We start from the raw sequence: 23,195 nt of genomic DNA on the forward strand, positions 1-23,195 counted from the left end.
CCCCATGCCCACCGACTTCCCGCTCTTCCCGCCCGGATTCCGCTTCGGCGCCGCCACCGCCGCCTACCAGATCGAGGGCGCCCACGACGAGGACGGCCGCGGGCCGTCCATCTGGGACACCTTCAGCCACACCCCCGGCCGTACCGCCGAGGGCGCCACCGGTGACGTGGCCTGCGACCACTACCACCGTCACGCCGAGGACGTACGCCTCCTCGCCGACCTGGGCGTGGATTCCTACCGCTTCTCCGTCGCCTGGCCGCGCGTCGTCCCGCAGGGCCGCGGCGCGGTCAACGGCAAGGGCCTGGACTTCTACGACCGTCTCACCGACGACCTGCTCGCCGCGGGCGTCTCCCCCGCGGTGACGCTCTACCACTGGGACCTCCCGCAGGCCCTGGAGGACGAGGGCGGCTGGCGCAACCGCGCCACGGCCGAGGCCTTCGCCGCGTACGCGGGCGTCGTCGCCGAGCGGCTCGGGGACCGCGTGGAGCGCTGGATCACCCTCAACGAGCCCTACTGCTCGGCCTTCGTCGGCTACGCCGAGGGCCGGCACGCCCCCGGCGCGCAGGAGGGCACCGGCGCCCTGGCCGCCGCCCACCACCTGCTGCTCGCCCACGGCCTGGCGGTGCGCACGCTGCGCGAGGCGGGCGCCCGCGAGGTCGGCATCACCCTCAACCTCGACCGCATCGAGGCCGCGAGCGACTCCGCCGCCGACCTGGCCGCGCTGCGCCGGGCCATGACGCTGCACAACGACACGTGGACCGAGCCGCTGTTCTCCGGCAGCTACCCCGTCGGCGAGGCCGAGACATGGGGCGCGCTCGCCGACGGCTCGTACCGCCGCGAGGGCGACCTGGAGATCATCGGAGCGCCGCTGGACTTCGTGGGCCTCAACTTCTACCGCCCTCTGACCGTCACCGACGCCCCGCACCGCGAGCCCGACCCGGCCCGCCGTACCGCCGTCGACATCGGTGTCCGCGAGACCGACCCGTACGGGACGCGGCACACCACCATGGGCTGGCCCGTCGTCCCCGAGTCCTTCACGGCGCTGCTGCTGGAACTCAAGGAGCGCTACCCGTCGCTGCCGCCCGCCTTCATCACGGAGAACGGCTCGGCCGAGGCCGACGTCCTGACCGCCGACGGCCGCGTCGACGACACCGACCGCGTGGCCTATCTCCGTGACCACCTCCACGCGCTCGTCGCCGCGGTGGACGCGGGCGTGGACGTGCGCGGCTACTACGTCTGGTCGCTGCTGGACAACTTCGAGTGGGCCCGCGGCTACGGCCAGCGCTTCGGCATCGTGCACGTCGACTACGACAACGACGCCAAGCGCACGCCCAAGGCCAGTTACGGCTGGTACCGGGACCTGATCGGCGCCCACCGGGCGGGACGGCCGGACCGGTTGTGAAGACACCGACGGCTTCTGGATGATGCGCCCGGGCGTCACGGCGAAGTACGCGGCCTCCGTCGCCGACGCCTCGGTCGCGGCGACCGGGGCGTCCTCCACGCGCCGTTGAAGCCGTGCTCTTCGCCCGCTCGGCGACCGCAGGCGGACAGCGGTTCCCGGTGCGCTGGGGCGGCGACTGCGCGTCGACGGTCACGGCGATGGCGGACAGCCTGCGCGGCGAACTGTCGCTGGGCCTGTCGGGCTTCGGCTTCTGCAACCACGACATCGGCGGATTCGAGGGCACGCCGCACCAGGCAGCCGGCTGCACAGCAGCAGGCCCCACCGCGTGCCGTGGGAGTTCGGGGACGTGGCCGTCGCCGTCACCCGCGACTTCACGCGGCTGAAGAACCCCCTCACGCCGTACCTGTATCGGGCCGCGCTGCAGGCCCGTGACCAGGGCACGCCGATGATGCGGGCGATGGTGCTGGAGTTCCCCGGCGACAGGGCCTGCCACCATCTGGACCGGCAGTGCATGCTCGGCGACGACCTGCTGGTCGCCCCGGTCCTCAGCGCGGACGGCGTGGTCGAGTACTACGTCCCGGCCTGCACCTGGACGCGCCTGCTGACCGGTGAGCGCGTCGAGGGCCCGCGCCGGCGGCGCGAGACGCCCGGCTTCGACACGCTCCCACTGCCGGCGAGGCCCGGCTCGGTGGTGCCCTTCGGCGCCGCCGGGGAGCGCCCGGAGTACGACTGGGCGGGCGGCGACGCGATCAAGGCCGTGCCGGCTACGGACGGCTCGACAGCCGCCGTCTCCCTCGTACGCCGTACGGGTGACACGGTCTCGGTCGAGGCCCAGGGCGAGCGCCCGCCGGCCGCCCCGTGGAACGTGCTGCTCGTCGGCGCGGACGACACGGGGGGGCCGAGGGAGCCGCATCGGCCGAGCGCCCGGGGCTGGGCGTGCTCTTGAGGTGCGCCGCGGTGACCGGACGGGGGCGGCGCGCTGGTCGTGAGCGCCCGCCGGCGGTGAAGGGGCCGCACCCCGGCCCCGAGGGCTACGGGCGCAGGCCCAGCCGGCTGCGGATGGCCCGGACGGCGCCCTCGGCGTCGTCCACGGTGACGGTGAAGTGCCGGCCGTTGCCGAGGTCGATCACGACACCGGGCCCGCGGCGGACCACGACCGCGGTGCCCTGTTCGGGCCGCCAGCGGTACCCCCAGCCGCCCCAGTGGCGGGGGCTGACCACGGGGGCGAGGTGCGCGTCGCTGATCTCCTCCCAGCGGATCCGGCGGCGGGGCACGCCGATGTGGCCGCAGCGCACCTGGAGCCCGTCGCGGTCCACGTTCACGCGGACGTGGGTGAACGCGACGGTTCCGAACAGCACCAGCAGCCCCGCCGCGATGCAGCCCACCACCGACATGACCAGCGGCACCGTGCCCGAGGTGTAGGGCGAGGCCACGGCGAGTTCGATGCCGAGCGCCAGGCAGGCCGCCCCCGCGGCCGCCAGGAGCCACTGGAAGCGGTTGCTCGCGTGGCCCGTCCACACCTGGGATGTACGCGCGTCGTCACGCTGCGCGTCCGTCATAGTGCGCAGCCTACTCATCCCACGGCCGGTTGGCACCGTTGCGCGGAGGGGAAGCGACGGAACGCGGCGGCAAGGCGGCGCCCCTCGCCCGAGGGCGTGGGGCGGGGTCAGCGCGCCTCGGCTGCGGCAGTGGCCACGCCGGCGCCGAGGGAGCGGCCCTCGGCGTAGGCCAGCGCCTCGGGCGTGACGGTGCCCGCCCGGCCGCTGAGGATCACCGTGAGGCTCCCGGTCGGTGCCGCGTCCGGGAGCGGCTCCGCGCCGATCCGGCGCAGCGTCTGGGCGGCGACGGCGTCCGCCGAGCCGTACAGCCGGGCCGGGCCGGCCAGGGCGGCCCGGATGCGGTCGGCCACCAGCTCGTAGTGAGTGCAGCCGAGGACGACCGCCTCGACGTCGGAGGGGGTGAGCGCGGCCGCGGCGGAGACGGCGGCGGCGGTCGCGGACTCGTCGGCCCGGTCGACGGCGTCGGCGAGGCCGGGGCACGGCACCTCGGTGATCTCTGCGCCGTTGCCGAAGTCCTCGATCAACCCGCGCTGATAGGGGCTGCCGGTGGTCGCCGGGGTCGCCCAGATCGCCACCTTGCGGGCCTCGGCGGCGGCGGGCTTGATCGCCGGGACGGTGCCGATCACCGGGATCGCGGGTTCGAGGGCCGCGCGCAGCGCGGGCAGGGCGTGCACCGTCGCGGTGTTGCAGGCCGCAATCAGCGCTTCCGGACGGTGCTCGGCGGCGGCGAGGGCGCAGGCCAGGGCGTGCGCGGTGACGTCCTCGGGGGTACGCGGACCCCAGGGCATGCCGTCGGGGTCGCAGGAGAGCACCAGGTCCGCGTCGGGCCGCAGCCGGCGGATGGCGGCGGCCGCGGCGAGCAGGCCGATACCGGAGTCCAACAGCGCGATCTTCACGGGGCACCACCTTACGCGATGCGATTGTCGGCCCGCCCCGCGGCCGTACCGGCGGAAATCACGCGCACATAGGGGCGGCGGCGGCACACTGCGGGAGTGACGTGGCTGACGTGGGTGACCGTGGGGTCGTTGCTGTCGTGGGTGTGGCTGCTCCTGGCGCAGGGCCTGTTCTGGCGGACGGACGTGCGGATGCCCGCCGTCGCGGCGGAGCCGCGGGAGTGGCCTGACGTGGCGGTGGTCGTCCCGGCGCGGGACGAGGCGGAGGTGCTGCCGCGGAGCCTGCCGAGCGTCCTGGCGCAGCGCTACCCGGGACGCGCCGAGGTCTTCCTGGTGGACGACGGCAGCACCGACGGCACTGGGGAACTGGCGCGTGAGCTGGCGCACCGGGCGGACGGGCTGCCGCTGCGCGTGGTCTGCCCGGCTCCTCCCCCGGAGGGCTGGACGGGGAAGTTGTGGGCGGTGCGGCACGGCATCGGGGCGGCCACGTCCTCCGGCCGCCCGGAGTTCCTGCTGCTGACGGACGCCGACATCGCGCACGGCCCGGACTCGCTGCGCCACCTGGTGGCCGCGGCGCAGGGCGCCGACCTGGACATGGTGTCGCAGATGGCGCGGCTGCGGGTCGCCACCGCCTGGGAGCGCCTGGTCGTCCCGGCCTTCGTCTACTTCTTCGCGCAGCTCTACCCGTTCCGCCGGGTGAACCGGCCGCGGGCCAGGACCGCCGCGGCCGCCGGCGGATGCGTGCTGATCCGCCGCGCGGCGGTGGAGCGGGCGGGTGTGCCCGACACGATCCGGCACGCGGTGATCGACGACGTGGCGCTGGCCCGGGCCGTCAAGCGCGCGGGCGGGCGGATCTGGCTGGGCCTGGCCGACGAGGTCGACAGCGTCCGCCCGTACCCCGGCCTCGCCGAGCTGTGGCGGATGGTCTCGCGGAGCGCCTACGCGCAGCTGCGGCACAGCGCGCTCCTCCTCACCGGCACGGTGCTCGGCCTGCTGCTGGTGTACGTGCTCCCGCCGCTCGCCGCGATCGGCGGGGCGCTCGCCGGCCACTGGGCGCTGTGCGCGGCGGGCGCTGCGGCGTGGGCCCTGATGTGCGGTACCTATGTGCCGATGCTCCGCTACTACCGGCAGCCGCCGTGGCCGGCGCTGCTGCTGCCGTTCACGGCGGTCCTCTACCTGCTGATGACGGTCGACTCGGCGGTGCAGCACGGCCGGGGCCGTGGGGCCGCGTGGAAGGGCCGCACCTATACGCGACCGCGGCCCGACGACGCCTCGGCGTAGACGACGGCGAGCCGGGCACCGACGACCGCGGTGCCGTAGCGGCGCCGGGTGCGCTCGGCGAGGGCCGTGGGCAGGCGGGCGGACAACCGGGCGGCGGCCTCCACGAGCGCCCGGCCGAGGGCGGAGGCGTCGCCGGGTTCGACGAGCACCCCGCCGTCGTGCCCGACGAGTTCGGGCAGTGCTCCGGTGCGGGTGCCGACGACGGGGGTACCGCAGCAGAGCGCGTCCAGGGCGCGCACGCAGAAGCTCTCCACATGGCTCGCCACGAGGAAGAGGTCGGCGTGCGCCACGGTGTGCAGCGCCTCGGCGCGGCCGCGAGCCCGGCGCACCGTGACGAAATGGGCCACTCCGCACTTGCGTATCAGCTCGCGCACATCGGCGGGGAGTTCGGCGGGCCCCTCGGCGATGACGTCCAGCCGCAGCCGCGGGTCCTTGACCCGCGCGGAGGCGAAGGCGTGGACCAGCACTTCCCAGCCCTCGTGACGCCCGAAGCGCCCGGCGGCCGCCACCCGCACCGGGTCCTGGCTGATCCGGGTGCGGGCGGGCACCGGCGGAAGCGCCTCGGGGCACACGGGGTGCGGGACCAGACGGTGCCGGCCGGGGAGGCGGAGTTCGCCGAGCCGCAGCAGCAGGGCGTCGCTGACGGCCAGGACCGCGGCGGCCTCGCGGTGGACCCGCGCACGGGCCCGCCGCGCGGGAAGGCCGGGGAGCGGGCAGGTGGGATGCCCGAACAGGGACGGGTCGTCCTCGGTGACCACGTACGGCAGCCCAACGGTCCGTGCGAGCCGGGGCAGCAGTTCCCCGGCGCCGGGCACATGGCCGTGGAGGAGATCGAACCTGCCGCACTCGGCCGCCTCGTGGCGCAGCACGCCCCCGACGCGGCCCGCGGTGACGCGGCGCGCCATGGCACCGCCGTGAGGGACGGCGACCTGGTAATGGTGCGGCCGCTCGGGGTCCCGACCGGCGTAGGGGAGTCCGCGGACGGCCGGCAAGGTCAACTCGCGGACGGCCACCACGTCGACCACGTCGGCGACGGTCGCAGCGGCCTTGCGCCATTCCTCCGGCCGCGCCGGCCGGTCCTGCCCGAAAAGCATGGCGACGCGCATGGCCCACTGTGGCATATCGGGGGCCTCCCGGGACGAAGTTCGACCGAGTCACGCAAACGCCTCGTTCCTCCTTCGTGCGGGTGACTTGTTGGTGCGCGAGAGTGTCGGTCCCGTCACTCTCCGACACCGCCCCGCCGGGTGCTTCCCCCCGTCCGTGTTCCCCCGTGACGAGCGGTTACGCCCCAGGCCCAGCGCCTTTACGCGATCCGAGCGGCGACCCTGGACCGATTTCCTCCGATTCGCTCGCAATAGGGGTCAGCCGTCACTCGCTGCACATGAAATGACCTGCTAATCGGTCTCCCCAACCAGCACATCGTGGGCTTAACTTATGGGCTATGAGCTCCCCCCGCGGTTCTTACAGCGGTGGCTACTACACGTCGCCGTTCTTCCCCGACACCCCCATCTACGACAGCCTGGTCGCAGAGCGGGGCACCCCCCAGATCGCGCCGATCCGCGTCCCGTCCGCGTACGAGACCACCGGCAGCAATCTCCCGGCCCTGCCGGCCGCGCTCCCCGCGCTGCCCCCCGGCCCCTCCCACCACGCCTCCGCGCCGAGCACGCCGTCGTACTCCGGCTACTCGGCGCCCGGTTACCAGCAGCCCCAGCTGCAGCAGGCACCGGCGCCCTACATCCCGCAGCAGGCCACCGCGCCCCGGCCCGCCGCCTTCAACGGCGGGTACCAGACACAGCAGGCCCCGCAGCAGTACCAGGGCCCGGCCGGGTACGAGCAGGTGCGCCCCGCCGTGGCGCCGCGTCCGGCGCCGCCGCGCCCCGCCGCGCCCGCCGGCTACGACGAGCAGCCGTACCAGCGGCGCAACCTCGGCCAGGGCTACTACTCCGGCTGACACCGGCGGGCGGCCCGGTCCCCGCCGACGGGTGACCGCGCCGCCTGGCACGATGGCGGAATGACGACTCCGACGCCCACACCCCGCCTCAGCGCACTGCACGTCCACCCTGTCAAGTCACTCGGTGGACAGCGGTTGTCCGAGGCACTGGTGGAGCCGTGGGGGCTCGCCGGAGACCGCCGGTGGATGCTCGCCGACACTGCGGGACGATGCGTCACGCAGCGGGAGCAACCCCGGTTGGCCCTGGCACGCGCGGAATCGTCCCCCGAGGGTGGGCTGCTGCTCACCGCGCCGGGAATGCCATTGCTGGACATCACCGCGCCGGAACCGTCCACGACGGTCCCGGTGCACATATGGGGCGACAAGGTGGAGGCCGTGCCCGCGGGAGACACGGCCGCCGCCTGGTTCGGCACGTATCTGGGGACAGAAGTCACCCTCGTCCACCTCGACGACCCGGGCCGCCGACGCCCGATCGACCCCGAGTACGCGCGTTCCGGTGAGACCGTCAGCTTCGCCGACGGCTTCCCCCTGCTCGTGACGACCGAGGCCTCGCTGGAAGCCCTCAACGCGCTGATCGCCGCGGGCGACCATCCCGGGGAGGGGCCGCTGCCGATGGACCGCTTCCGCCCCAACGCCGTCATCGCGGGAACCGACGCGTGGGCCGAGGACGATTGGAAGCGGATCCGCATCGGGGACGTCGAATTCCGCGTCGTGAAGCCCTGCGGGCGTTGCGTGGTGACGACAACGGACCAGCGCACCGCGGTCCGCGGCCGGGAGCCGCTGCGCACCCTCGCGCGCCACCGCAGATTCGGGGGCAGACTGGTTTTCGGACAGAATCTCGTGCCCGTACGACCCGGAACACTCCGGGTGGGAGACGCGTTGTCCCGTTTGGAGTGAACGCGTCCCGAGATCGCGGCACGGCCCGGGCCCCGGACGGGTGCCGGCGTGAGATGGCTCTCTCCCGCCCGGTCCATGCCGCGCATGTGCCGCGCCACGTGCGGCACTTGGACGGTGAAGGGGGTGCGCCCGATGGCGGCCACGCACGTGCGGTGGTGGCGGTGGCGGAAGAACAGCCTGCGCCGCCGTTCCGACGTGTTCGAAGCATGCGCCGGGGTCGCGGCCGGCTGCGCCATCGTGCTGGGGGCGCCCGCGGCGGGGCTGACAGCCGGGCTGGCCGTGGACCACTCCCTCCAGCACACCGTCGGCGTCGAGCACGCCACCCGCACCCAGGTCGGTGCCGTGGTCGTCAAAGCCGGGCCGCGTGAGGCCGCCGATCCCGACCCCGAGTCCGGCCGCGTCCGCGAGGAACGCCGCGACGCCCTGGTCCGCTGGACAGCTCCGGACGGCCGGGTCCACACCGCTCACGTGCGCGTGGGCGCCGCCTACGACAAGGGCGACCATGTGACGATGTGGACCGACAAGTCCGGTGCCGTGCCCGTGGCGGCGCCCCTGGACGCCCGGTCCGCCACCACGCATGCGATGCTCGCCGGGATCGGCACCTTCCTCGCCGCGAGCGTACTGGGGTTGATGGGGCGACAGGTACTCATGTGGCAGCTGATGCGCCGCAGGCTCGCCGAGTGGGAGCGGGAGTGGGCCGCGGCCGGGCAGAGCTGGGGCCGGGCCGGGGCGGGCGGCTGACCACGCCGGGTACGTGGGTGGGTGCTCCCCGATCACCCGCGATCGGCCTCATCCGGGCGGATCCATCAGGTGATCCATCAGCATCTGGGTGCTGGCGCGCGCCCGTCGCGCGCTACCGTTGAGGCCCCCAGGTCGGCGCAGTGCAAGAGGACGGGGCAGAGCATCTCCATGGCACAAGGCGTGGTTCAGGTGACGCACACCAGCAGCTCGCGGTGGCGCCGCCGCACAGGAGAGTACGAGAGCCTCGCCGCGGCCCTGGAGGCGGCCACCGAGGGTGATGTGCTCTCGGTCAACCCCGGGACCTACCGGGAGAACCTCGTCGTCGAGAAGGCCATAACGCTCCGCGCGGCCGAGGGGCCGGGCTCCGTGCGGATCGCCCCGTCGGCCGGCGTCGCGCTGACCGTACGGGCCGCCGCGACCGTCCAGGACCTCTCCGTCGAGGGCCAGGACACCTCCGCCGCGGCCCTGCTGGTCGAGGGGGCCTCGCCCGAACTCACCGGGCTGCGGGTCAGCACCCGTTCCGCGGTGGGCATAGAGGTCCGTGACGGGGCGCGGCCGACCGTGCGCCGCTGCACCGTGGACAACCCGGCCGGACTCGGGATCAGCGTCCTGGAGGCCGCGGGCGGCCTGTTCGAGGACTGCGAGGTGGTGGCCGCGGGCCAGACCGGCATCTCGGTGCGCGGCGGCTCCTCCCCACGGCTGGAACGCTGCCGGGTCCACAACGCCTCCGGCGCGGGGCTCGCCCTCACCGGCGAGGGCACCGTGGCCGAGGCGGTCGGCTGCGAGGTGTACGAGGTCAAGGGCGCCGGCGTACAGGTCGCCTCCCGCGCCACCGGCCATCTGACCGAGTGCCAGGTACACCGCACCACCGGCGACGGCATCACCCTGGACACCGACGCGGTCCTGACCCTCTCCGACTGCGACATCCACGACATCCCCGAGAACGCCGTGGATCTGCGGTCCCGTTCGGTGCTGACCCTCACCCGCACCACGGTGCGGCGCTTCGGCCGCAACGGCCTGTCGGTGTGGGACCCGGGCACCCGGGTGGACGCCAACCAGTGCGAGATCCACGACAGCCAGGGCGACTACCCGGCGGTCTGGGTCAGCGACGGGGCGGCCGCCGTCCTCGACTCATGCCGCGTGCACGACGTGCCCGACGCCCTGTTCGTGCTCGACCGGGGCTCGCGCGCCGACGTCGTCGACAGCGACATCTCCCAGGTCCGCAACACCGCGGTCTCGGTCAGCGACGGCGCCACCGTGCAGCTCGACGACTGCCGCATCCGCGAGGCCTCCACCGGCGCCTGGTTCCGCGACCACGGCAGCGGCGGCGCACTCTGCGCCTGCACCATCGACGACACGGCGACCGGTGTCATCGTCACCAAGGGCGCCGACCCCACACTGGAACGCTGCGTCGTCACCAACCCGGCCGAGGCCGGGTTCTACGTCTCCGCGGGCGGCCGCGGGACCTTCACCGGCTGCCGGGTCACGGGCAGCCGGGGATACGGCTTCCACATCATCGACGGCTGCCGCTCCGCGCTCACCCGCTGCCGCACCGAGCGCTGTGGGCGCGGCGGCTACGAGTTCGCCGAGCCGGGCCCGGTGACGGTGGACTGCACCGGGGACCAGAGCGGTGAGCGGCGCACCGTGCCGGAGCCCTCGGGCGTGCCGGCTCCGGCGGGCGAACGGCGGCCCGCGACCGCGTCGTTCGGGCTGCTCGGGGGACTGCCCGTGATGCCGACCGGCACCGCCGAGCCCCCGCCCGCGCCGGCCCCGGCCCCGGCCGGGGACACCCGTCCCTCGGACGAGGTGCTGGCCGAACTCGACGCGTTGGTGGGCCTGGAGAACGTCAAGCGCGAGGTGCGCTCCCTGATCGACCTCATCGCGGTGGGCCGCAGACGCCGCGAGGCCGGCCTCAAGGCCCCCTCCCCGCGCCGCCACCTGGTCTTCACCGGCTCCCCCGGCACGGGCAAGACGACCGTCGCCCGGCTCTACGGCGAGATCCTGGCCACCCTGGGCGTGCTGGAGCGCGGCCACCTGGTGGAGGTGGCCCGCGTCGACCTGGTGGGCGAGCACATCGGCTCCACCGCCATCCGCACCCAGGAGGCCTTCGAGCGCGCCCGCGGCGGGGTGCTCTTCATCGACGAGGCGTACGCCCTCGCACCCGAGGACTCGGGCCGGGACTTCGGACGGGAGGCGATCGACACCCTGGTGAAGCTGATGGAGGACCACCGCGAGGCCGTCGTGGTGATCGTCGCCGGCTACACCGCGGAGATGGAGCACTTCCTGTCCGCCAACCCCGGTGTTGCCTCCAGGTTCTCGCGGACCATCACCTTCGACGACTACACCCCCGTCGAGCTGCTGCGGATCGTGCGGGCCCAGGCCGAGGAGCATGAGTACCAGCTGTCCGAGGACACCGGCGAGGCGCTCTACAAGTACTTCACCGCGATCCCCAAGGGCCCCGCCTTCGGCAACGGCCGCACCGCGCGGCAGACCTTCGAGGCCATGGTCGAGCGCCACGCGGGCCGGCTCGCCAGGATCAGCGAGCCCAGCCACGAGGAGCTTCAGCTGCTCTACCCGGAGGATCTTCCCCCGTTGCCCTGACCCTGCGGGGGCAGCGTCCCCTCCGTGTTCCGGTACAGCCAGCCGAGCAGCGCACCGCGCTCGGCCGCGAAGGCCGGATCGGCCTGGTAGTCGAAGTGGGTCAGCAGGGGCGCGGGCAGCGGGTGTTCCTCCGTTCGTCCGTACGCCGCCGGATCGGGCAGCGGCGCGCGGTCGACCGGTGGGCCGGGCTCGTCGAGGTGCACCGGGCCGCCGATCGGATCCGTACGGCGCCACAGGTTGCGCCAGGCGTGCAGCTCGCCGTGGAGCGAGGTCAGCGCGGGAGGCCCGAAGTAGGCGGGGAACCAGCGCCCGTACAAGCGGCCCAGCGGCGAGCCGTAGGTGAGCAGGGCGATCCGTGCCCGGGTCGCCGGATCCAGTTGCCAGACGGCCGCCGCGGCCAGGACGCTCCCCTGGGAGTGTCCGGAGAGGATGATCCGGCCGCGGTGCGCTCGCGTCCAGGTCGTCATGCGCCAGGTCAGGTCGGGCACGGCGCGCTCGGCGTAGCAGGGCGGGGCGAAGGGGTGGGCGGCGCGCGGCCAGAACGTGCCGACGTCCCAGAGGATGCCGACGGTGCGGCGCGCCCCGGCGTCGCGGTAGGCCCGGCGCCCGAGCGCGATCAGGGCGACCACTCCGGCGCCGACCAGCCAGGAGCCGAGGCCCTGGGCCGTCTCCGCGACCGTGCGCAGCCATCCGGGCGCACCGGCCCCGGCCCGCCCGGGGACGGCGCCGCTCAGCCAGGCCCCGGCGAGCGCCCCCGCGCCCAGCAGGAAGGCCACGGCCCCGATGACCCCGATGAACAGTGCCGCCTGATCGGTGAGTTCGGCTCTGGCCCGGGCCATGGCGATCTGGCGGCTGCGCGGCGGATCGTGCTCCTCTCCCGGATAGTCCGACTCCACCTTCGGCACCAGCGCCCGGGTCCGGCGCAGCAGTCTCCTGCCGCGCACGACGACCACCACGGCCAGCACCAGCAGCAGGACCGGGATCGCCGAGGCCTGCCAGGACAGCAGCACCGGCGGCCCGGCGACGGCGCCGCCGCTGCCCGGCGTGGCGCCGCGGTCCAGCCAGTCCGCGACCCGCTGCGCGATCCCTCCGGTGAGCACTCCGCCGAGCGAGCACGCGAGCAGGGCGATCGCCGGCCCCCCGAGACCGCGCAGCTCAGCCCGGCCGCCGCCGGAGCAGTGCATCAGATGGGCGACGCACGCGAGCATCACGAGCAACAGCCCCTGCACCAGGGCGAGCCAGCCGAAGGCCTCCCCGGCCGGCAGCCGCCCACCGGCGTTCCATCCCTGGCGGTGCCAGCAGGCGTATCCGGCCGTGGCGAGCAGGGCTGCGGCCGTCCCGCCGAGCATCGCGCGGGCCAGCCGCGGATCCAGGGCCTCGTCCGGCGCGTGCTCGCTGCGTCCCATGCCGCAGGTCACGGCGATCACCGCGATCGTCAACCCGGCCAGTACGCCCGTCAGCAGCCAGCCGACCGCGGCGAGTATCCCGATTCCCCCGACATCGATGTCCCGTTCCAGCGGCGGAACGACCAGGGCGACCGCGACCGTGAGCAGCCCGGCCGCCGTGTGGGCCGCACGGAGCCGGGCGACCAGCCGCCGCCCGTACCAGAAGCCGCGCCGGGCCAGCGGTGTGACCTCCGGGCCCTCCCGCTCGTCCGGCTGCGGGCCGGGCAGCGGCCGCTGGGACTCGTAGGCGTACCAGGTGCGCCGGGAGAGCCACCACAGCAGCAGGGTCAGCCCGACGGGCAGCGCGGCCCCGGCGGCGATCCGGCGCCCCGGCTCGCCGGCGGCGAGGAAGGAGAGCCGGCTCTTCCCGCCCGCGCAGGCCGCGTTGCCCGCGCACTGCCAGGCCACCAGGTCCATCGCGACCTCGCAGGCCGCCGCCACCAGTAGCACCGTCAGCGACAGCGCCAGCAGCCGCACCAGCACGTCGTACGCACGGTCAAGTCCCGGGCGGGAGACCGGCGGCCGCATCCAGTGGGCCAGGTTGGCCACCATGAAGGGGAGCAGGAGCAGCCACAGCGCACGGCTGCCGTCCCCGGACGTCAGATTGCACCATGAGTAGGCGTCGGGCACCGGGCTCTCGCCGTACTCCCGCGGACGGCGCTCCGCGTCGGCGTCCTCGGCACGCCGGTAGATCCCGGCGGTGTCGTCACCGCAGACGCGCGTGACGCGCGGGTCGTTGAGCATCGTCTGCGGCGTCGTCCCGCCGACGCCGTGGACCAGCAACTCGAGCGACAGCTCCGTCCGTACCGTATCCGACCGCATCGCGATCGCCTCCCGTACTTTCCCCGTGGCGCGCGTACGGCATCGCGCGTATTCAGAATCGGGCACGCGTACCAGTACTGGACAGAGGTGTTCACGAATGCCACCCGAACGTGTCACAGGCGGTGCTTGTGGGACCGGTCACCCCGCGCCCTTCACCCCCTGTCCGGCGGGGGAGGTCGTGGAAGGATGGCGAGACTGCCGGTCCGGGCAGCATCGGGATCACATCAGAGGATGGGACGGGACCTCGGGTGAGCGACAACCAGAACCTGCTCGCGGAACAGCGGCGTGCGCTGATCCTGGACGAGGTCCGGCGGCGCGGCGGGGTCCGGGTCAACGAGCTGACCCGGAAGCTGAACGTGTCGGACATGACCGTGCGCCGCGACCTCGACGCGCTCGCCCGTCAGGGCGTGGTCGAGAAGGTCCACGGCGGCGCCGTGCCGGTCGCCCCGGCCAGCAGCCACGAACCGGGCTTCGAGGCGAAGGCGGGCCTGGAACCCGGGGCCAAGGAGGCCATCGCCCGCGCCGCCGCGCGTCTGGTCACCCCCGGCAGCGCGATCGCGCTCACCGGCGGCACGACGACGTACGCCCTCGCCCGCCACCTGCTCGACGTGCCCGACCTCACCGTGGTCACCAACTCCGTGCGCGTCGCCGACGTCTTCCACTTCGCGGCCCGCGGCGCGGCCGGCGGCCGCGAGGGCGCCGCGACCGTCGTCCTCACCGGCGGTGTGCGCACCCCCTCGGACTCCCTCGTCGGCCCCGTCGCGGACCGGGCGATCGGCTCGCTCCACTTCGACCTGCTCTTCCTCGGCGTCCACGGGATCTCGGTCGAGGCGGGCCTGTCCACCCCCAACCTCGCCGAGGCGGAGACCAACCGGCGCTTCGTCCGCTCCGCCCGCCGGGTGGTCGTCATCGCCGACCACACCAAGTGGGGCACCGTGGGCCTGAGCTCCTTCGCCTCGCTGGAGGACGTGGACACCCTCGTCACGGACGCGGGCATCCCCGAGGTGCTCCGGGCGGAGATCGCCGAGCACCTGTCGGACCTGATCGTCGCCGGCGAGCCAGGGGACGCGGAGCCGGGCGGAGCTCCCGGCGAGGGTCACGCAGACAACTGACGAGACGTCAACTGCCCTCCCATGACGCGCGCGGTGCGCCCCACACGCCGAATCGGCCTGGGATTCCTCACCACGGCGCCGCACCGCCTCGCCTCCGCCGCCGATGTCACGGCACCGCCCGACGCCGTCCACGCCGCGCTCGCCAAGGAAACCGAGTGCTGGACGGCGTGGTTCGGCGCCGTCACGGCCGCCGTCACGGCCGCCGTCCCGACCGACCAAGACCGTGCCCGCCGACGAGCCCCCGCGGCGCTTCGCCCACCGCGTCGATGCCACCAACGCCCCGGGCCTGCGCGCCCTGCCGGAGGAGTGGGCGCTCTCCCCCGGCCGGTTGCACCCCGTGTGCGCTGGACCTTCACCGCCGACGGTCCACCGCCCCCGCGCACCTTCCTGCTCCCGTCCCACACCCGGGCCTCGGCCTGTCTTCCGGTTCCGCGGTCCGCGCGCTGGACCGCCGGCCGGCCTCCCGAGCAGGGCCGCAGGCCTCAGGTGCGGGAGACCGTGCCGCAGCCCTCGAACCGGGACCGTTCGGCCTTGAGGTCCCTGCTGCGGTCGTAGGGATCCACGGTGGGTCCCGACCGGCCCGCGTCGTCACCCGACGAGGCGTCGGAGGCGAACTGCGGGTGGAGCCAGCCGTCGTGGACGAAGCAGGCCGAGTTGGCGACGTCGTCGTCGTAGCGGGTGATCGCGAACTTGCCCGGCGTCACCCGGTAGCGGGACGGGTCCGGGAACTCCACGTCCAGGATGCGGCGGATGATCGTCCGGGCGACCTCGGTGGATTCCGGCTCCGCCTTCACCACGGGGTACACGAAGGTGTAGTCGGCGTGCACGACGACGGCGCGGTCCTTGCCCTTCGTGAAGGTCATCCGGCCGCGGGTCTTGACCACGTCCCCGGCCAGGACGACTTCTGAGGGCTTGAAGCGTACCGCGAGCCGGAGCGGGTCGTTCTTCTCGGTCGGCTTGCGGAAGGCCGTCTCGAACCGGGAGCGCAGCTCTCGCTGGCTCGGGTCGAGCATCCCCAGGGCGTCGTCCGGCCGTTCGCCCCGCAGCGTCGCCGGGTCGAGGTTGGTGTCGACCAGGTACGCCTTGACCTTCTTCAGGGCCGCCGTCACCTGCGCCGACGTCATCCAGCCGGCCGGCCGCGCCTTCGGCGGGACGATCCCCTCGGCGCCGTCGGCGTACCGCTTCGCCGGGGAGCCTGCGAAGGGGTCCTTGAGCGTGGGCGTGTCGGGGAACGCCTCCTGCGACGGGGCGCCCGTCGGCTTCGCCGTCTCCACGGGGAGCGGCGTGGGTTCCGGATCCGCGCTGCCGCCGCCGCTGCCACGCAGCGCGTCCAGCGCCCAGCCCGGGTTGAGAGCGAACAGCAGCACCCCTGCCGCGACGAGGACGCCGGCCAGTCCGAGCCACCTGCGGCGCCGGGAGCCGCGTTCCTCGACCTCGTAGACGGCGGGGCCGGTGCGCCAGCCCTCGGGCCGGGCGGGCAGCGGGGTCCCGCGCCCCCGGCGCTTGGCGCGGCGCGCCGCCTCCTCGTCCTGCCGCCGCAGCCGTTCGGTGACCATGCGGGCCCGCGCGGAGGGTTCCTTGGGCGCCGACGCCCGGATCTCCGCCTCGGTGTCCTGCATGAACCGGGCCCAGACGTCGTCGGGCACTGAGGGGTCGTCGGGGGGCGGCGGGGTGGTGGTCACCGGAGGCTCTTTCACAAGATCGGGCTGACAGGACTTTCTATAGCCGAACACAGTTTCCCGACAAGCCCCGCCGGCACCGTTCTCCTACCTCACCGGTACTCCGCGAGCCGCGGCCGCACACCCACCACGACAAGGGCCGCGGCGATGCCGAGGACAACCGGGGGAACGACGGGCCAGCCGTCGAGCGCGGAGTGCGCGGCATCCGTGCGGGCGTGGAAGTCGGCCAGCTGGTCCTGGGCGAGGACCTCCAGGGTCGTCGCGAAGTCCCAGAAGTCGAACCCCACCTCGCCGCGCCCGACGTCCGTGAGCACCACGGCCGCCTGGTCGACCCGCTCGGCGGCCATCAGCTCGACGAGCCTGCGGTCGTCGGTGCGGAAGTGCCCGTAGCGCTCGTTGACGTCGGCATACACGGGGCGCTCGTCCGCCGCGGCCCAGCCGCCGGGGGCGAGCAGACCGTCCAGCCTCCGGTTGAGCGCGTCGAGTTCGGCGCGCTGCTGCGGCTCGGCGCCGCCCACGAACCAGCGGCTCTGTGTGGCGGCGGCGTCCGCCGCCACCGCGCGTGCCTGTGCGAGCCGGGACCAGGGGCGCAGCCCGTCCCGGGTGCCGGCCTCGAGGTCGGCGGCGGCGCCGGTGAAGGAGACCACACCGGCGAGGGTGACCCCGAGCGCCGCGGCCGTGGCGGCGACCAGCGCCGGGTTCAGGATCCGGCGGTACCGGCGCGTCAGGTCCCGCTGCCACCATAGGAGTACGGCGACGGCCACCAGGCCGAGGATGCCGACGGCCACGGCCGAACGCACGGCGGCGTCCCGCGCGGTGCGCGACGCCATGGTGGCCTGGGCGTCGTAGTCCTCCGCCAGGGCCGCGAGCTTGGGCAGCAGGTGGCTGTGCATGATGTCGCCCGCCTCGGCGGAGAACGCGACGGCGGCCGCCGGTGGGTGGCCCGCGGCCCGGTCATGGTGCTGTTCGTCGACGTAGGCGGCGCGCCCGCTGGCCTCGTCGTAGCGTCCGAGCAGGTCGAGGATGCCGCGCACCTGCGCGGCATGGGCCTCGTCGCCGCCCAGCTGCCGGAGGAGGTCGCTGACCTGGGCACGGCGCTGCTGCGCGGTGATGAGCGCGAGGAGGCGGTTGCCGACCGACACTTCGGGGTCGTCGACCGCGTGGCCGGGCACCAGTTGGTTGGCGCGCTGGGCGTCCAGGTCGGCCAGGGCGAAGCGGAGTTCGGCTGCGACGGCGGCGCGGTGCGCGGAGGTGTCGCGCAGCTGCTCGGCGTCCGACCGGACGGTGACCGCCCCGATGACCGCGGCGAGGCACAGGGCGAGGACGGCGACCAGTGCGGCGGTCGCCTGGACGGCCAGCCGCGCCGGGGGCGGCATACGCCGTCGCCGCTCCCGGACGGGCGGTACCGGCGCCCGGCCCGCCGGCGGCGCGGGGGCACCGGGCACGGGGGGCGGCGGCGCGACCGCCGGAGGCGCCACTTGAGAGATCGTCATATCGGGACGCTAAGAGCGCCCGGAGAAGGGAAGCCGGTACTCCGGCGGACCCCGGGTGACCGCGACGTAACAGAACGGAACGGACGGACCGGGTCAGTCAGTCCGGCCAGCTCCCCGACCTCAGGAAGGCGTCGATGGTGACGGCGTACGGCGCGATGTCCAGGCCCTGTTCGGCGACCCAGGCATCGGAATAGTACTTGTCGAGGTACCGGTCGCCAGGGTCGCACAGCAAGGTGACGACACTGCCCGTGCGGCCCGCCGCGACCATCTCCGAGACGATCCTGAAGGCGCTCCACAGGCCGGTGCCCGTCGACCCCCCGGCCTTGCGCCCGATGGCCGCCTCCAGGGCACGGACCGCCGCCACGGACGCCGCGTCCGGCACCTTCATCATCCGGTCTATGGCACCGGGCACGAAGCTCGGCTCCACCCTGGGGCGGCCGATGCCCTCGATCCGTGAACCCCGGTCGCAGCACACGGAGTCGTCGCCGCTCACCCAGCCGTCGAAGAACACCGAGTTCTCCGGGTCCGCGACGCACACCAGGGTGTCGTACTGCAGGTAGTGGACGTAGCGGGCGATCGTGGCCGACGTGCCGCCGGTGCCCGCGGTCGCCACGATCCACGCGGGACAGGGGTTCCGCTCCAGGCGCAGTTGCTGGTAGATCGACTCGGCGATGTTGTTGTTGCCGCGCCAGTCGGTGGCGCGCTCGGCGTAGGTGAACTGGTCCATGTAGTGCCCGCCGGTCTCCTGCGCGAGGCGGGCCGAGACTTCGTAGACCGTCCGCGGGTCGTCCACCAGGTGGCACCGGCCGCCGTGGAACTCGATCAGCCGCTGCTTCTCCCAGCTGGTGGTGCGCGGGATGACGGCGATGAACGGCACGCCGATCAGGGCGGCGAAGTACGCCTCGGACACCGCGGTCGAGCCGCTGGAGGCCTCGATGACGGGCTTGCCCGGCCGGATCCAGCCGTTGCACAGGCCGTAGAGGAAGAGCGAGCGGGCGAGGCGGTGCTTGAGGCTGCCGGTCGGGTGGGTCGACTCGTCCTTCAGGTATAGGTCGATGCCCCAGGCGTCGGGGAGCGGGAAGCGCAACAGGTGCGTGTCGGCGGAGCGGTTGGCGTCCGCCTGGACCTTGCGCACGGCCTCTTTGAGCCACCCTCGGTAGTCCGGGTCGGTCCGGTCCACGTCGATGGTGGCCATGGCCTCCGGCGTCCTCGTACGGTCTTCGCGATCACCCTTCTCGCTGCTGCTCACCTGCGCCGCCTTCCGTTCGCGCCTGTGTCCCGATCATAGGCGGACGCTGGTGCGGCGCCCCCCGGAGCGGGCAGACTGCGAGCGGACGAAGGAGGGGATGCACCGTGGCCGAAGCGGAGTTCACCGCCACAGGGGTGCGGATCGGGCGGCGGCTGCGGTCGCTCACCCGGGGCGGGCAGGTCCTGATCCAGGACGGCCGTCTGGTGCTGCTCACCAGCCGCGGACGGGAGATCGACAGCGCGCCTGTGGAGGAAGTCCACGCCCTGACCCCGCGTTTCGCGGTGCGGCGCCGCACTTTGACACGGCTCAACGGCACCGGCTACCTGCTGACGCTACGCACGCAGGGCGCGGCGTCGGCGGGCCGCTTCCTGGAAGCGCTGCGCACGGCCCGGGAGCGGGTCGTGCGCCGCTGAGACGAACGGAACGGCACTCTCCGCGTTCGCGGAGTTGCGGTAAGCATCCATCGGGGTGATCCTTGAGTGGCGTCACGGAGTCTCTGCAGCAGTCACTCACAGCAATCCCGCAAAGGTGTTCCCATTCCATGCGGGCGGGGCATGCCCCGATCACAGGGGCGCCCTCACCGCGGAGGGAGTCGCAGCCGTGATCAGCTCAGAAGGCAGTAAGCGGCAGTGTGCTCTGGAACTTGAGGCACTGCCGTCCCGGATCCAGCAGGTACGCCGAATCGTCGCCGCTCAGCTGCGGTACTGGCGGCTGGACCCCCTGATCGACCCCACTCTGCTGGGTATCACCGAACTGCTCGGCAACGTCCACCGGCACGCCCGGCCGGACAAGCGCTGTTCCGTCGAGCTGAGCTTCGCCTCCGGCTGGCTCACCGTCGCCGTCTCGGACAACGATCCGCGCCTGCCGCGGGTCCGCGAGTTCGAGCCCCTGGCCACCTGCGGCCGCGGCCTCGCCATGGTCGTGTCGATGAGCGACAGCTGGGGCACCGAGACCCTCAACGACGGTGGAAAGGTCGTGTGGTTCACGCTCCGGGCCGAGGCCACGGTCTCGTCCAGGACGATGACCGAGCAGGTGTCGGCGGCCGTCGTCCGCAAGCTCGCCCCGCGGACGCTGCCGGTGCTTCCCGAGACGCCGGAGGCCTGGCCCCCGGTGCTCGATCGCCTGGTCCCGGCCGCGGCCGAACCGGTTCTGGTCTGACGCGCGGCCGCCGCACCCCCGGAGGGGCACGGCGGCCGTGGCCCTCCGGGCCGTCGTCGGCGGAGTCATTCCGCGGCGATGGCCCTCCCGTACGTCCAGGCGGCGCGCGGCGGGCCGGGCGCCATCATGCCAGGACCCCGGCGACGAGGCCGACCAGCACGACCCCCGCGAGCTGGACGGGCGGCACCGCGAAGGCGCTGGTGCCCGCGCCGTCCGAAGCGCCGTGACCCCGTCCAGGCGCGCATCCGGGCGTCGGCCGCCCCATAGGTCTTGACGGCGTCGACGACGCGGGCGGCGGTCATCACTCCCCGCCCTTGGAGAAGCGGCCGAACTGCTCGTCCAGGACGGACAGCCGGCGCCAGTACTCGTCCTCGTCGATCTCGCCCGCGGCGAAGCGGCGGCCCAGTACCGCGATCGGCGAGTGCTCGCCGATCGCGGCCCGGGCGTGCCAGGGGCCGCGGCCGGGGCCACGCCGCCACCCGGTGCGGCGCAGCACGAATGCGACGCCCCCGATGACGGCGGCCCAGATCAGCGGGAAGAACAGCATCCAGGGGCCGGGCCCCCCGTCCCAGTGGTCGGCGAGCGGGGTCAGTGCGGTGGCGTCCATCGCGAGGCGTCTCCTTGGTGATGCCGTGTTTCCCGAGTTTCCCGACACCACGAGACTGGTCCGTGCGGGCCCGCCGGTCGTCCTACGGCCAGCGGCACCGCGGATACCACCCGGGGAGTACGGCCGCTGTCGGTGCCTGCGCCTAGCATGCGGATCATGTGGCGATGCACAGGTCTGCGATGGGTGTCCGGGGGTCCGGTGTGGACCTGGTGGCACCCGCGCCACGGCGACCGGCGCAGTCCCGTGCGCCTCGGCGACCCTCTTGCGCTGGCCGTGCAGCCGGGCGCGGTGCGGCAGTGCGTGGGCGTGTGGCGTTCGGGGCGCTGGACTCCGTGCCCGCAGGCCCGCGAACTGCGGGCGCAGTCCCGCAGTGACCAGTGCGCGCAGTGCGCGGCGCTGGACCGCTCCAGGTCCGTGGCCGCGGACACGCGGCTGGACGACCCGCGCCCCTTCGCGGTGTACCTGGCCTGGTTCGGTCCGGGTCTGGGCAAGGTCGGCATCACGGCGGCCGAGCGGGGCAGTGCGCGGCTGCTCGAACAGGCCGCGATCTGCTTCACGTTCCTCGGCCGGGGCCCGCTGATGGCCGCGCGTCGTGCCGAGTCGGTCCTCGGGACGGTGCTGGGTGTCCCGGACCGGGTGGCGACGTCCGCGAAGCGCGCCGCCCGCGCCGCGCTGCCTCCCGCGCCCGCGCGATCGGCCGAGCTGCGGGCCCTCCACGAGGCGGCGGCGGCCGTCCCCGACTGGCGGGACACGCTGACCGCCACCGGGTTCCAACCCGTCGATCATGCGGCGGTGTTCGGCCTGGAGCCCGACGCGCCGCAGGCCGGCGCCACGGTGACCCGGCTCGCCCCGGGCACCGCCCTGGGCGGCACCGTGGTGGCGGTGGCCGGAGGCGACCTCTACCTCCGCACCGCCGGCCCGGCCGGCGGTGTCCTGCTGCTCGACACGCACCTGGTGCAGGGGTGGCCGCTCACCGCGTCGGCGGAGGGCCTGCCGGCGCCGCCCACCAGAGCTCTGCCGCAGGCCACCGAACCGCCGGAGCCACTGTTCTGACGCCTGCCGGCGGCCCCGAGCCCTTAGGCGCCGAGCGCAGTGAGCGGGTCGTCCAGGACGGGCTGCCAGGCCAGTTCGGCGGCCCCGACGAGGCTGTTGTGGTCCAGCGCGCAGGCGAGCAGCGGGATGGCGCCGCTGCGCCCCCACAGGCTGCGTTCGGCGACGACGGCGCGCAACCGCTCGGGGGCCGCGTCGAGCAGCCAGCGGTGCAGGCCGCCGAGCAGGATCCGGTCGGGGTTGAGAACGTTGACCAGTCCCGCCAGTCCCTGACCGAGGTGGTCGATGAGGCGGTCGGCGGCGCGGCGGACCGCGGGGTCGTCGTACTCCTCGCGGAGCAGGGCACGGCACTGGTCGGGCAGCGAGCCCTCGGGGCCGGGGACGCGGCCGGCGGCCTCCAGGAAGGCCAGGGGGTCCACCTCGACGTCGAGGCAGCCGCGGCTGCCGCAATGGCAGGGGCGGCCCTCGGGGTTGACGGTGAGGTGACCGACCTCGAGGGCGAGTCCGGCACTGCCGGTGTGCAGCCTGCCGTGCAGGACGAGGGCGCCGCCCACGCCGCGGTGGCCGGTGGCGACGACCAGCAGGTGCTCGGCTCCCTGGCCGGCGCCGTGCCGGTGCTCGGCGAGCGCGGCGACGTTGACGTCGTTGCCGACGAAGCTCGGCGGCGGCGCCCCGTTGGGGGCGATGATGCCGGATCGCTCGATCTGTTCACGGAAGATGTCCAGCACGGGCGCGCCCGCGGGCCACGCGAGGTGCAGGGGGTTGAGCGCGGCACCCTCCGGCTCGGCGACGGCGGAGGGCACGGCGAGACCGGCGCCCGCGCACGCCCGGCCGGAGGCGCGCAGCAGCTCCGCCCCGGCCTCGACGACGGCGCCGAGGACCCGGGCGGGGTCCGCGGGCACGGTCATGGTGACCGGCGTGGACGCGAGGATGTGGCCGCCGAGGCCGACCAGGGCGGCGCGGAATCCGTCGGCGTGGATCTGCGCGGCGAGGACGACGGGTCCCTCGGGGTTGACGGCGAGCCGGTGGGAGGGCCGGCCCTGCGTGCCGGCGGGTCCGCCCGGCCGGGTGTCGACACGGATCAGACGCAGTGCCTCCAGTTCGGCGGCGACGGCCCCCGCGGTCGCCCGCGTCACGCCGAGTTCGGCGGTGAGCACGGCGCGGGTGGGGGCACGCCCGGTGTGCACGAGCGCGAGCGCGGGACCGAGCGCACCGCGGCCCCGCTCCAACCTTGTCCGAGTCTGGGTCACAGTCC

General features: G+C 74.2%; 19 protein-coding genes and 1 pseudogene. 11 read left to right on the plus strand and 9 right to left on the minus strand.

The window, feature by feature from the left end:
- Positions 1 to 4: 4 nt before the first annotated feature.
- Both ACRWNP_RS29290 and ACRWNP_RS29295 read left to right on the plus strand, forming a co-directional pair.
- Entirely contained in the window at positions 5 to 1,402 is a 1,398-nt protein-coding gene (locus ACRWNP_RS29290) for a GH1 family beta-glucosidase (RefSeq protein WP_431966600.1), read from the plus strand.
- Between the two features lie 107 nt (positions 1,403 to 1,509).
- Positions 1,510 to 2,348 (plus strand): annotated as a pseudogene (locus tag ACRWNP_RS29295) (TIM-barrel domain-containing protein); the annotation flags it as partial.
- Positions 2,349 to 2,433: 85 nt separating this feature from the next.
- Here ACRWNP_RS29295 and ACRWNP_RS29300 read toward each other — a convergent pair.
- Both ACRWNP_RS29300 and ACRWNP_RS29305 read right to left on the minus strand, forming a co-directional pair.
- A complete protein-coding gene (locus ACRWNP_RS29300) occupies positions 2,434 to 2,961 on the minus strand; it encodes a hypothetical protein (protein ID WP_431966602.1) in 528 nt (175 codons plus the stop codon).
- 107 nt (positions 2,962 to 3,068) lie between these two features.
- On the minus strand, positions 3,069 to 3,857 hold the full coding sequence (locus tag ACRWNP_RS29305; protein WP_431966604.1) for a glutamate racemase: 789 nt from the start codon (positions 3,855 to 3,857) through the stop codon (positions 3,069 to 3,071).
- 96 nt (positions 3,858 to 3,953) lie between these two features.
- Here ACRWNP_RS29305 and ACRWNP_RS29310 point away from each other — a divergent pair, with 96 nt between their 5' ends.
- Positions 3,954 to 5,135 carry a glycosyltransferase gene (locus ACRWNP_RS29310; RefSeq protein WP_431966606.1) on the plus strand — a complete coding sequence of 394 codons (1,182 nt, stop codon included), beginning with the start codon at positions 3,954 to 3,956 and terminating at the stop codon, positions 5,133 to 5,135.
- Here ACRWNP_RS29310 and ACRWNP_RS29315 read toward each other — a convergent pair.
- Entirely contained in the window at positions 5,099 to 6,256 is a 1,158-nt protein-coding gene (locus ACRWNP_RS29315) for a glycosyltransferase family 4 protein (protein ID WP_431966608.1), read from the minus strand. The genes ACRWNP_RS29310 and ACRWNP_RS29315 overlap by 37 nt on opposite strands.
- A gap of 320 nt (positions 6,257 to 6,576) precedes the next feature.
- Between ACRWNP_RS29315 and ACRWNP_RS29320 the strand changes: the two genes are divergently transcribed.
- From ACRWNP_RS29320 to ACRWNP_RS29335, 4 genes are all read left to right on the plus strand, one after another.
- Complete coding sequence (locus ACRWNP_RS29320) at positions 6,577 to 7,086, plus strand: DUF6643 family protein (RefSeq protein ID WP_431966610.1); 510 nt, start codon at positions 6,577 to 6,579, stop codon at positions 7,084 to 7,086.
- 60 nt (positions 7,087 to 7,146) lie between these two features.
- A complete protein-coding gene (locus tag ACRWNP_RS29325; protein ID WP_431966612.1) occupies positions 7,147 to 7,983 on the plus strand; it encodes an MOSC domain-containing protein in 837 nt (278 codons plus the stop codon).
- A 132-nt stretch (positions 7,984 to 8,115) separates the two neighbouring features.
- Complete coding sequence (locus tag ACRWNP_RS29330) at positions 8,116 to 8,724, plus strand: Rv1733c family protein (RefSeq protein WP_431966614.1); 609 nt, start codon at positions 8,116 to 8,118, stop codon at positions 8,722 to 8,724.
- Between the two features lie 168 nt (positions 8,725 to 8,892).
- Complete coding sequence (locus tag ACRWNP_RS29335) at positions 8,893 to 11,325, plus strand: right-handed parallel beta-helix repeat-containing protein (protein ID WP_431966616.1); 2,433 nt, start codon at positions 8,893 to 8,895, stop codon at positions 11,323 to 11,325.
- On the opposite strand, the gene ACRWNP_RS29340 is transcribed toward ACRWNP_RS29335, so the two are convergent.
- Positions 11,295 to 13,592 carry a hypothetical protein gene (locus ACRWNP_RS29340; protein WP_431966618.1) on the minus strand — a complete coding sequence of 766 codons (2,298 nt, stop codon included), beginning with the start codon at positions 13,590 to 13,592 and terminating at the stop codon, positions 11,295 to 11,297. The two genes, ACRWNP_RS29335 and ACRWNP_RS29340, sit on opposite strands and share 31 nt — an antisense overlap.
- 248 nt (positions 13,593 to 13,840) lie before the next feature.
- Here ACRWNP_RS29340 and ACRWNP_RS29345 point away from each other — a divergent pair, with 248 nt between their 5' ends.
- Positions 13,841 to 14,704, plus strand: a complete 864-nt coding sequence (locus ACRWNP_RS29345) for a DeoR/GlpR family DNA-binding transcription regulator (RefSeq protein ID WP_431966620.1) — start codon at positions 13,841 to 13,843, stop codon at positions 14,702 to 14,704.
- A gap of 482 nt (positions 14,705 to 15,186) precedes the next feature.
- Here the strand turns inward: ACRWNP_RS29345 and ACRWNP_RS29350 are convergent, their stop codons facing one another.
- The 3 genes from ACRWNP_RS29350 to ACRWNP_RS29360 form a co-directional block, all read right to left on the minus strand.
- Positions 15,187 to 16,386: a hypothetical protein gene (locus ACRWNP_RS29350; RefSeq protein ID WP_431966622.1), complete on the minus strand. Its 1,200-nt coding sequence runs from the start codon at positions 16,384 to 16,386 to the stop codon at positions 15,187 to 15,189.
- A gap of 89 nt (positions 16,387 to 16,475) precedes the next feature.
- Positions 16,476 to 17,876: a hypothetical protein gene (locus tag ACRWNP_RS29355; protein WP_431966624.1), complete on the minus strand. Its 1,401-nt coding sequence runs from the start codon at positions 17,874 to 17,876 to the stop codon at positions 16,476 to 16,478.
- Positions 17,877 to 17,973: 97 nt separating this feature from the next.
- Positions 17,974 to 19,071: a PLP-dependent cysteine synthase family protein gene (locus tag ACRWNP_RS29360; RefSeq protein WP_431966671.1), complete on the minus strand. Its 1,098-nt coding sequence runs from the start codon at positions 19,069 to 19,071 to the stop codon at positions 17,974 to 17,976.
- A 158-nt stretch (positions 19,072 to 19,229) separates the two neighbouring features.
- Here ACRWNP_RS29360 and ACRWNP_RS29365 point away from each other — a divergent pair, with 158 nt between their 5' ends.
- Both ACRWNP_RS29365 and ACRWNP_RS29370 read left to right on the plus strand, forming a co-directional pair.
- Positions 19,230 to 19,538 carry a hypothetical protein gene (locus ACRWNP_RS29365; protein ID WP_431966626.1) on the plus strand — a complete coding sequence of 103 codons (309 nt, stop codon included), beginning with the start codon at positions 19,230 to 19,232 and terminating at the stop codon, positions 19,536 to 19,538.
- Between the two features lie 187 nt (positions 19,539 to 19,725).
- Positions 19,726 to 20,283, plus strand: a complete 558-nt coding sequence (locus ACRWNP_RS29370; protein ID WP_431966628.1) for an ATP-binding protein — start codon at positions 19,726 to 19,728, stop codon at positions 20,281 to 20,283.
- Between the two features lie 301 nt (positions 20,284 to 20,584).
- Here the strand turns inward: ACRWNP_RS29370 and ACRWNP_RS29375 are convergent, their stop codons facing one another.
- Positions 20,585 to 20,890: an SHOCT domain-containing protein gene (locus tag ACRWNP_RS29375; RefSeq protein WP_431966630.1), complete on the minus strand. Its 306-nt coding sequence runs from the start codon at positions 20,888 to 20,890 to the stop codon at positions 20,585 to 20,587.
- Between the two features lie 156 nt (positions 20,891 to 21,046).
- On the opposite strand from ACRWNP_RS29375, the gene ACRWNP_RS29380 reads away from it, so the two are divergent.
- Positions 21,047 to 21,943: a DUF2797 domain-containing protein gene (locus tag ACRWNP_RS29380; protein ID WP_431966632.1), complete on the plus strand. Its 897-nt coding sequence runs from the start codon at positions 21,047 to 21,049 to the stop codon at positions 21,941 to 21,943.
- Positions 21,944 to 21,966: 23 nt separating this feature from the next.
- Here the strand turns inward: ACRWNP_RS29380 and ACRWNP_RS29385 are convergent, their stop codons facing one another.
- Positions 21,967 to 23,190: an ROK family protein gene (locus ACRWNP_RS29385; RefSeq protein WP_431966634.1), complete on the minus strand. Its 1,224-nt coding sequence runs from the start codon at positions 23,188 to 23,190 to the stop codon at positions 21,967 to 21,969.
- Positions 23,191 to 23,195 lie beyond the last annotated feature (5 nt).

This window comes from Actinacidiphila sp. bgisy160, from assembly GCF_965342435.1.
In the GTDB taxonomy this organism is placed as follows: Bacteria; Actinomycetota; Actinomycetes; order Streptomycetales; family Streptomycetaceae; genus Actinacidiphila.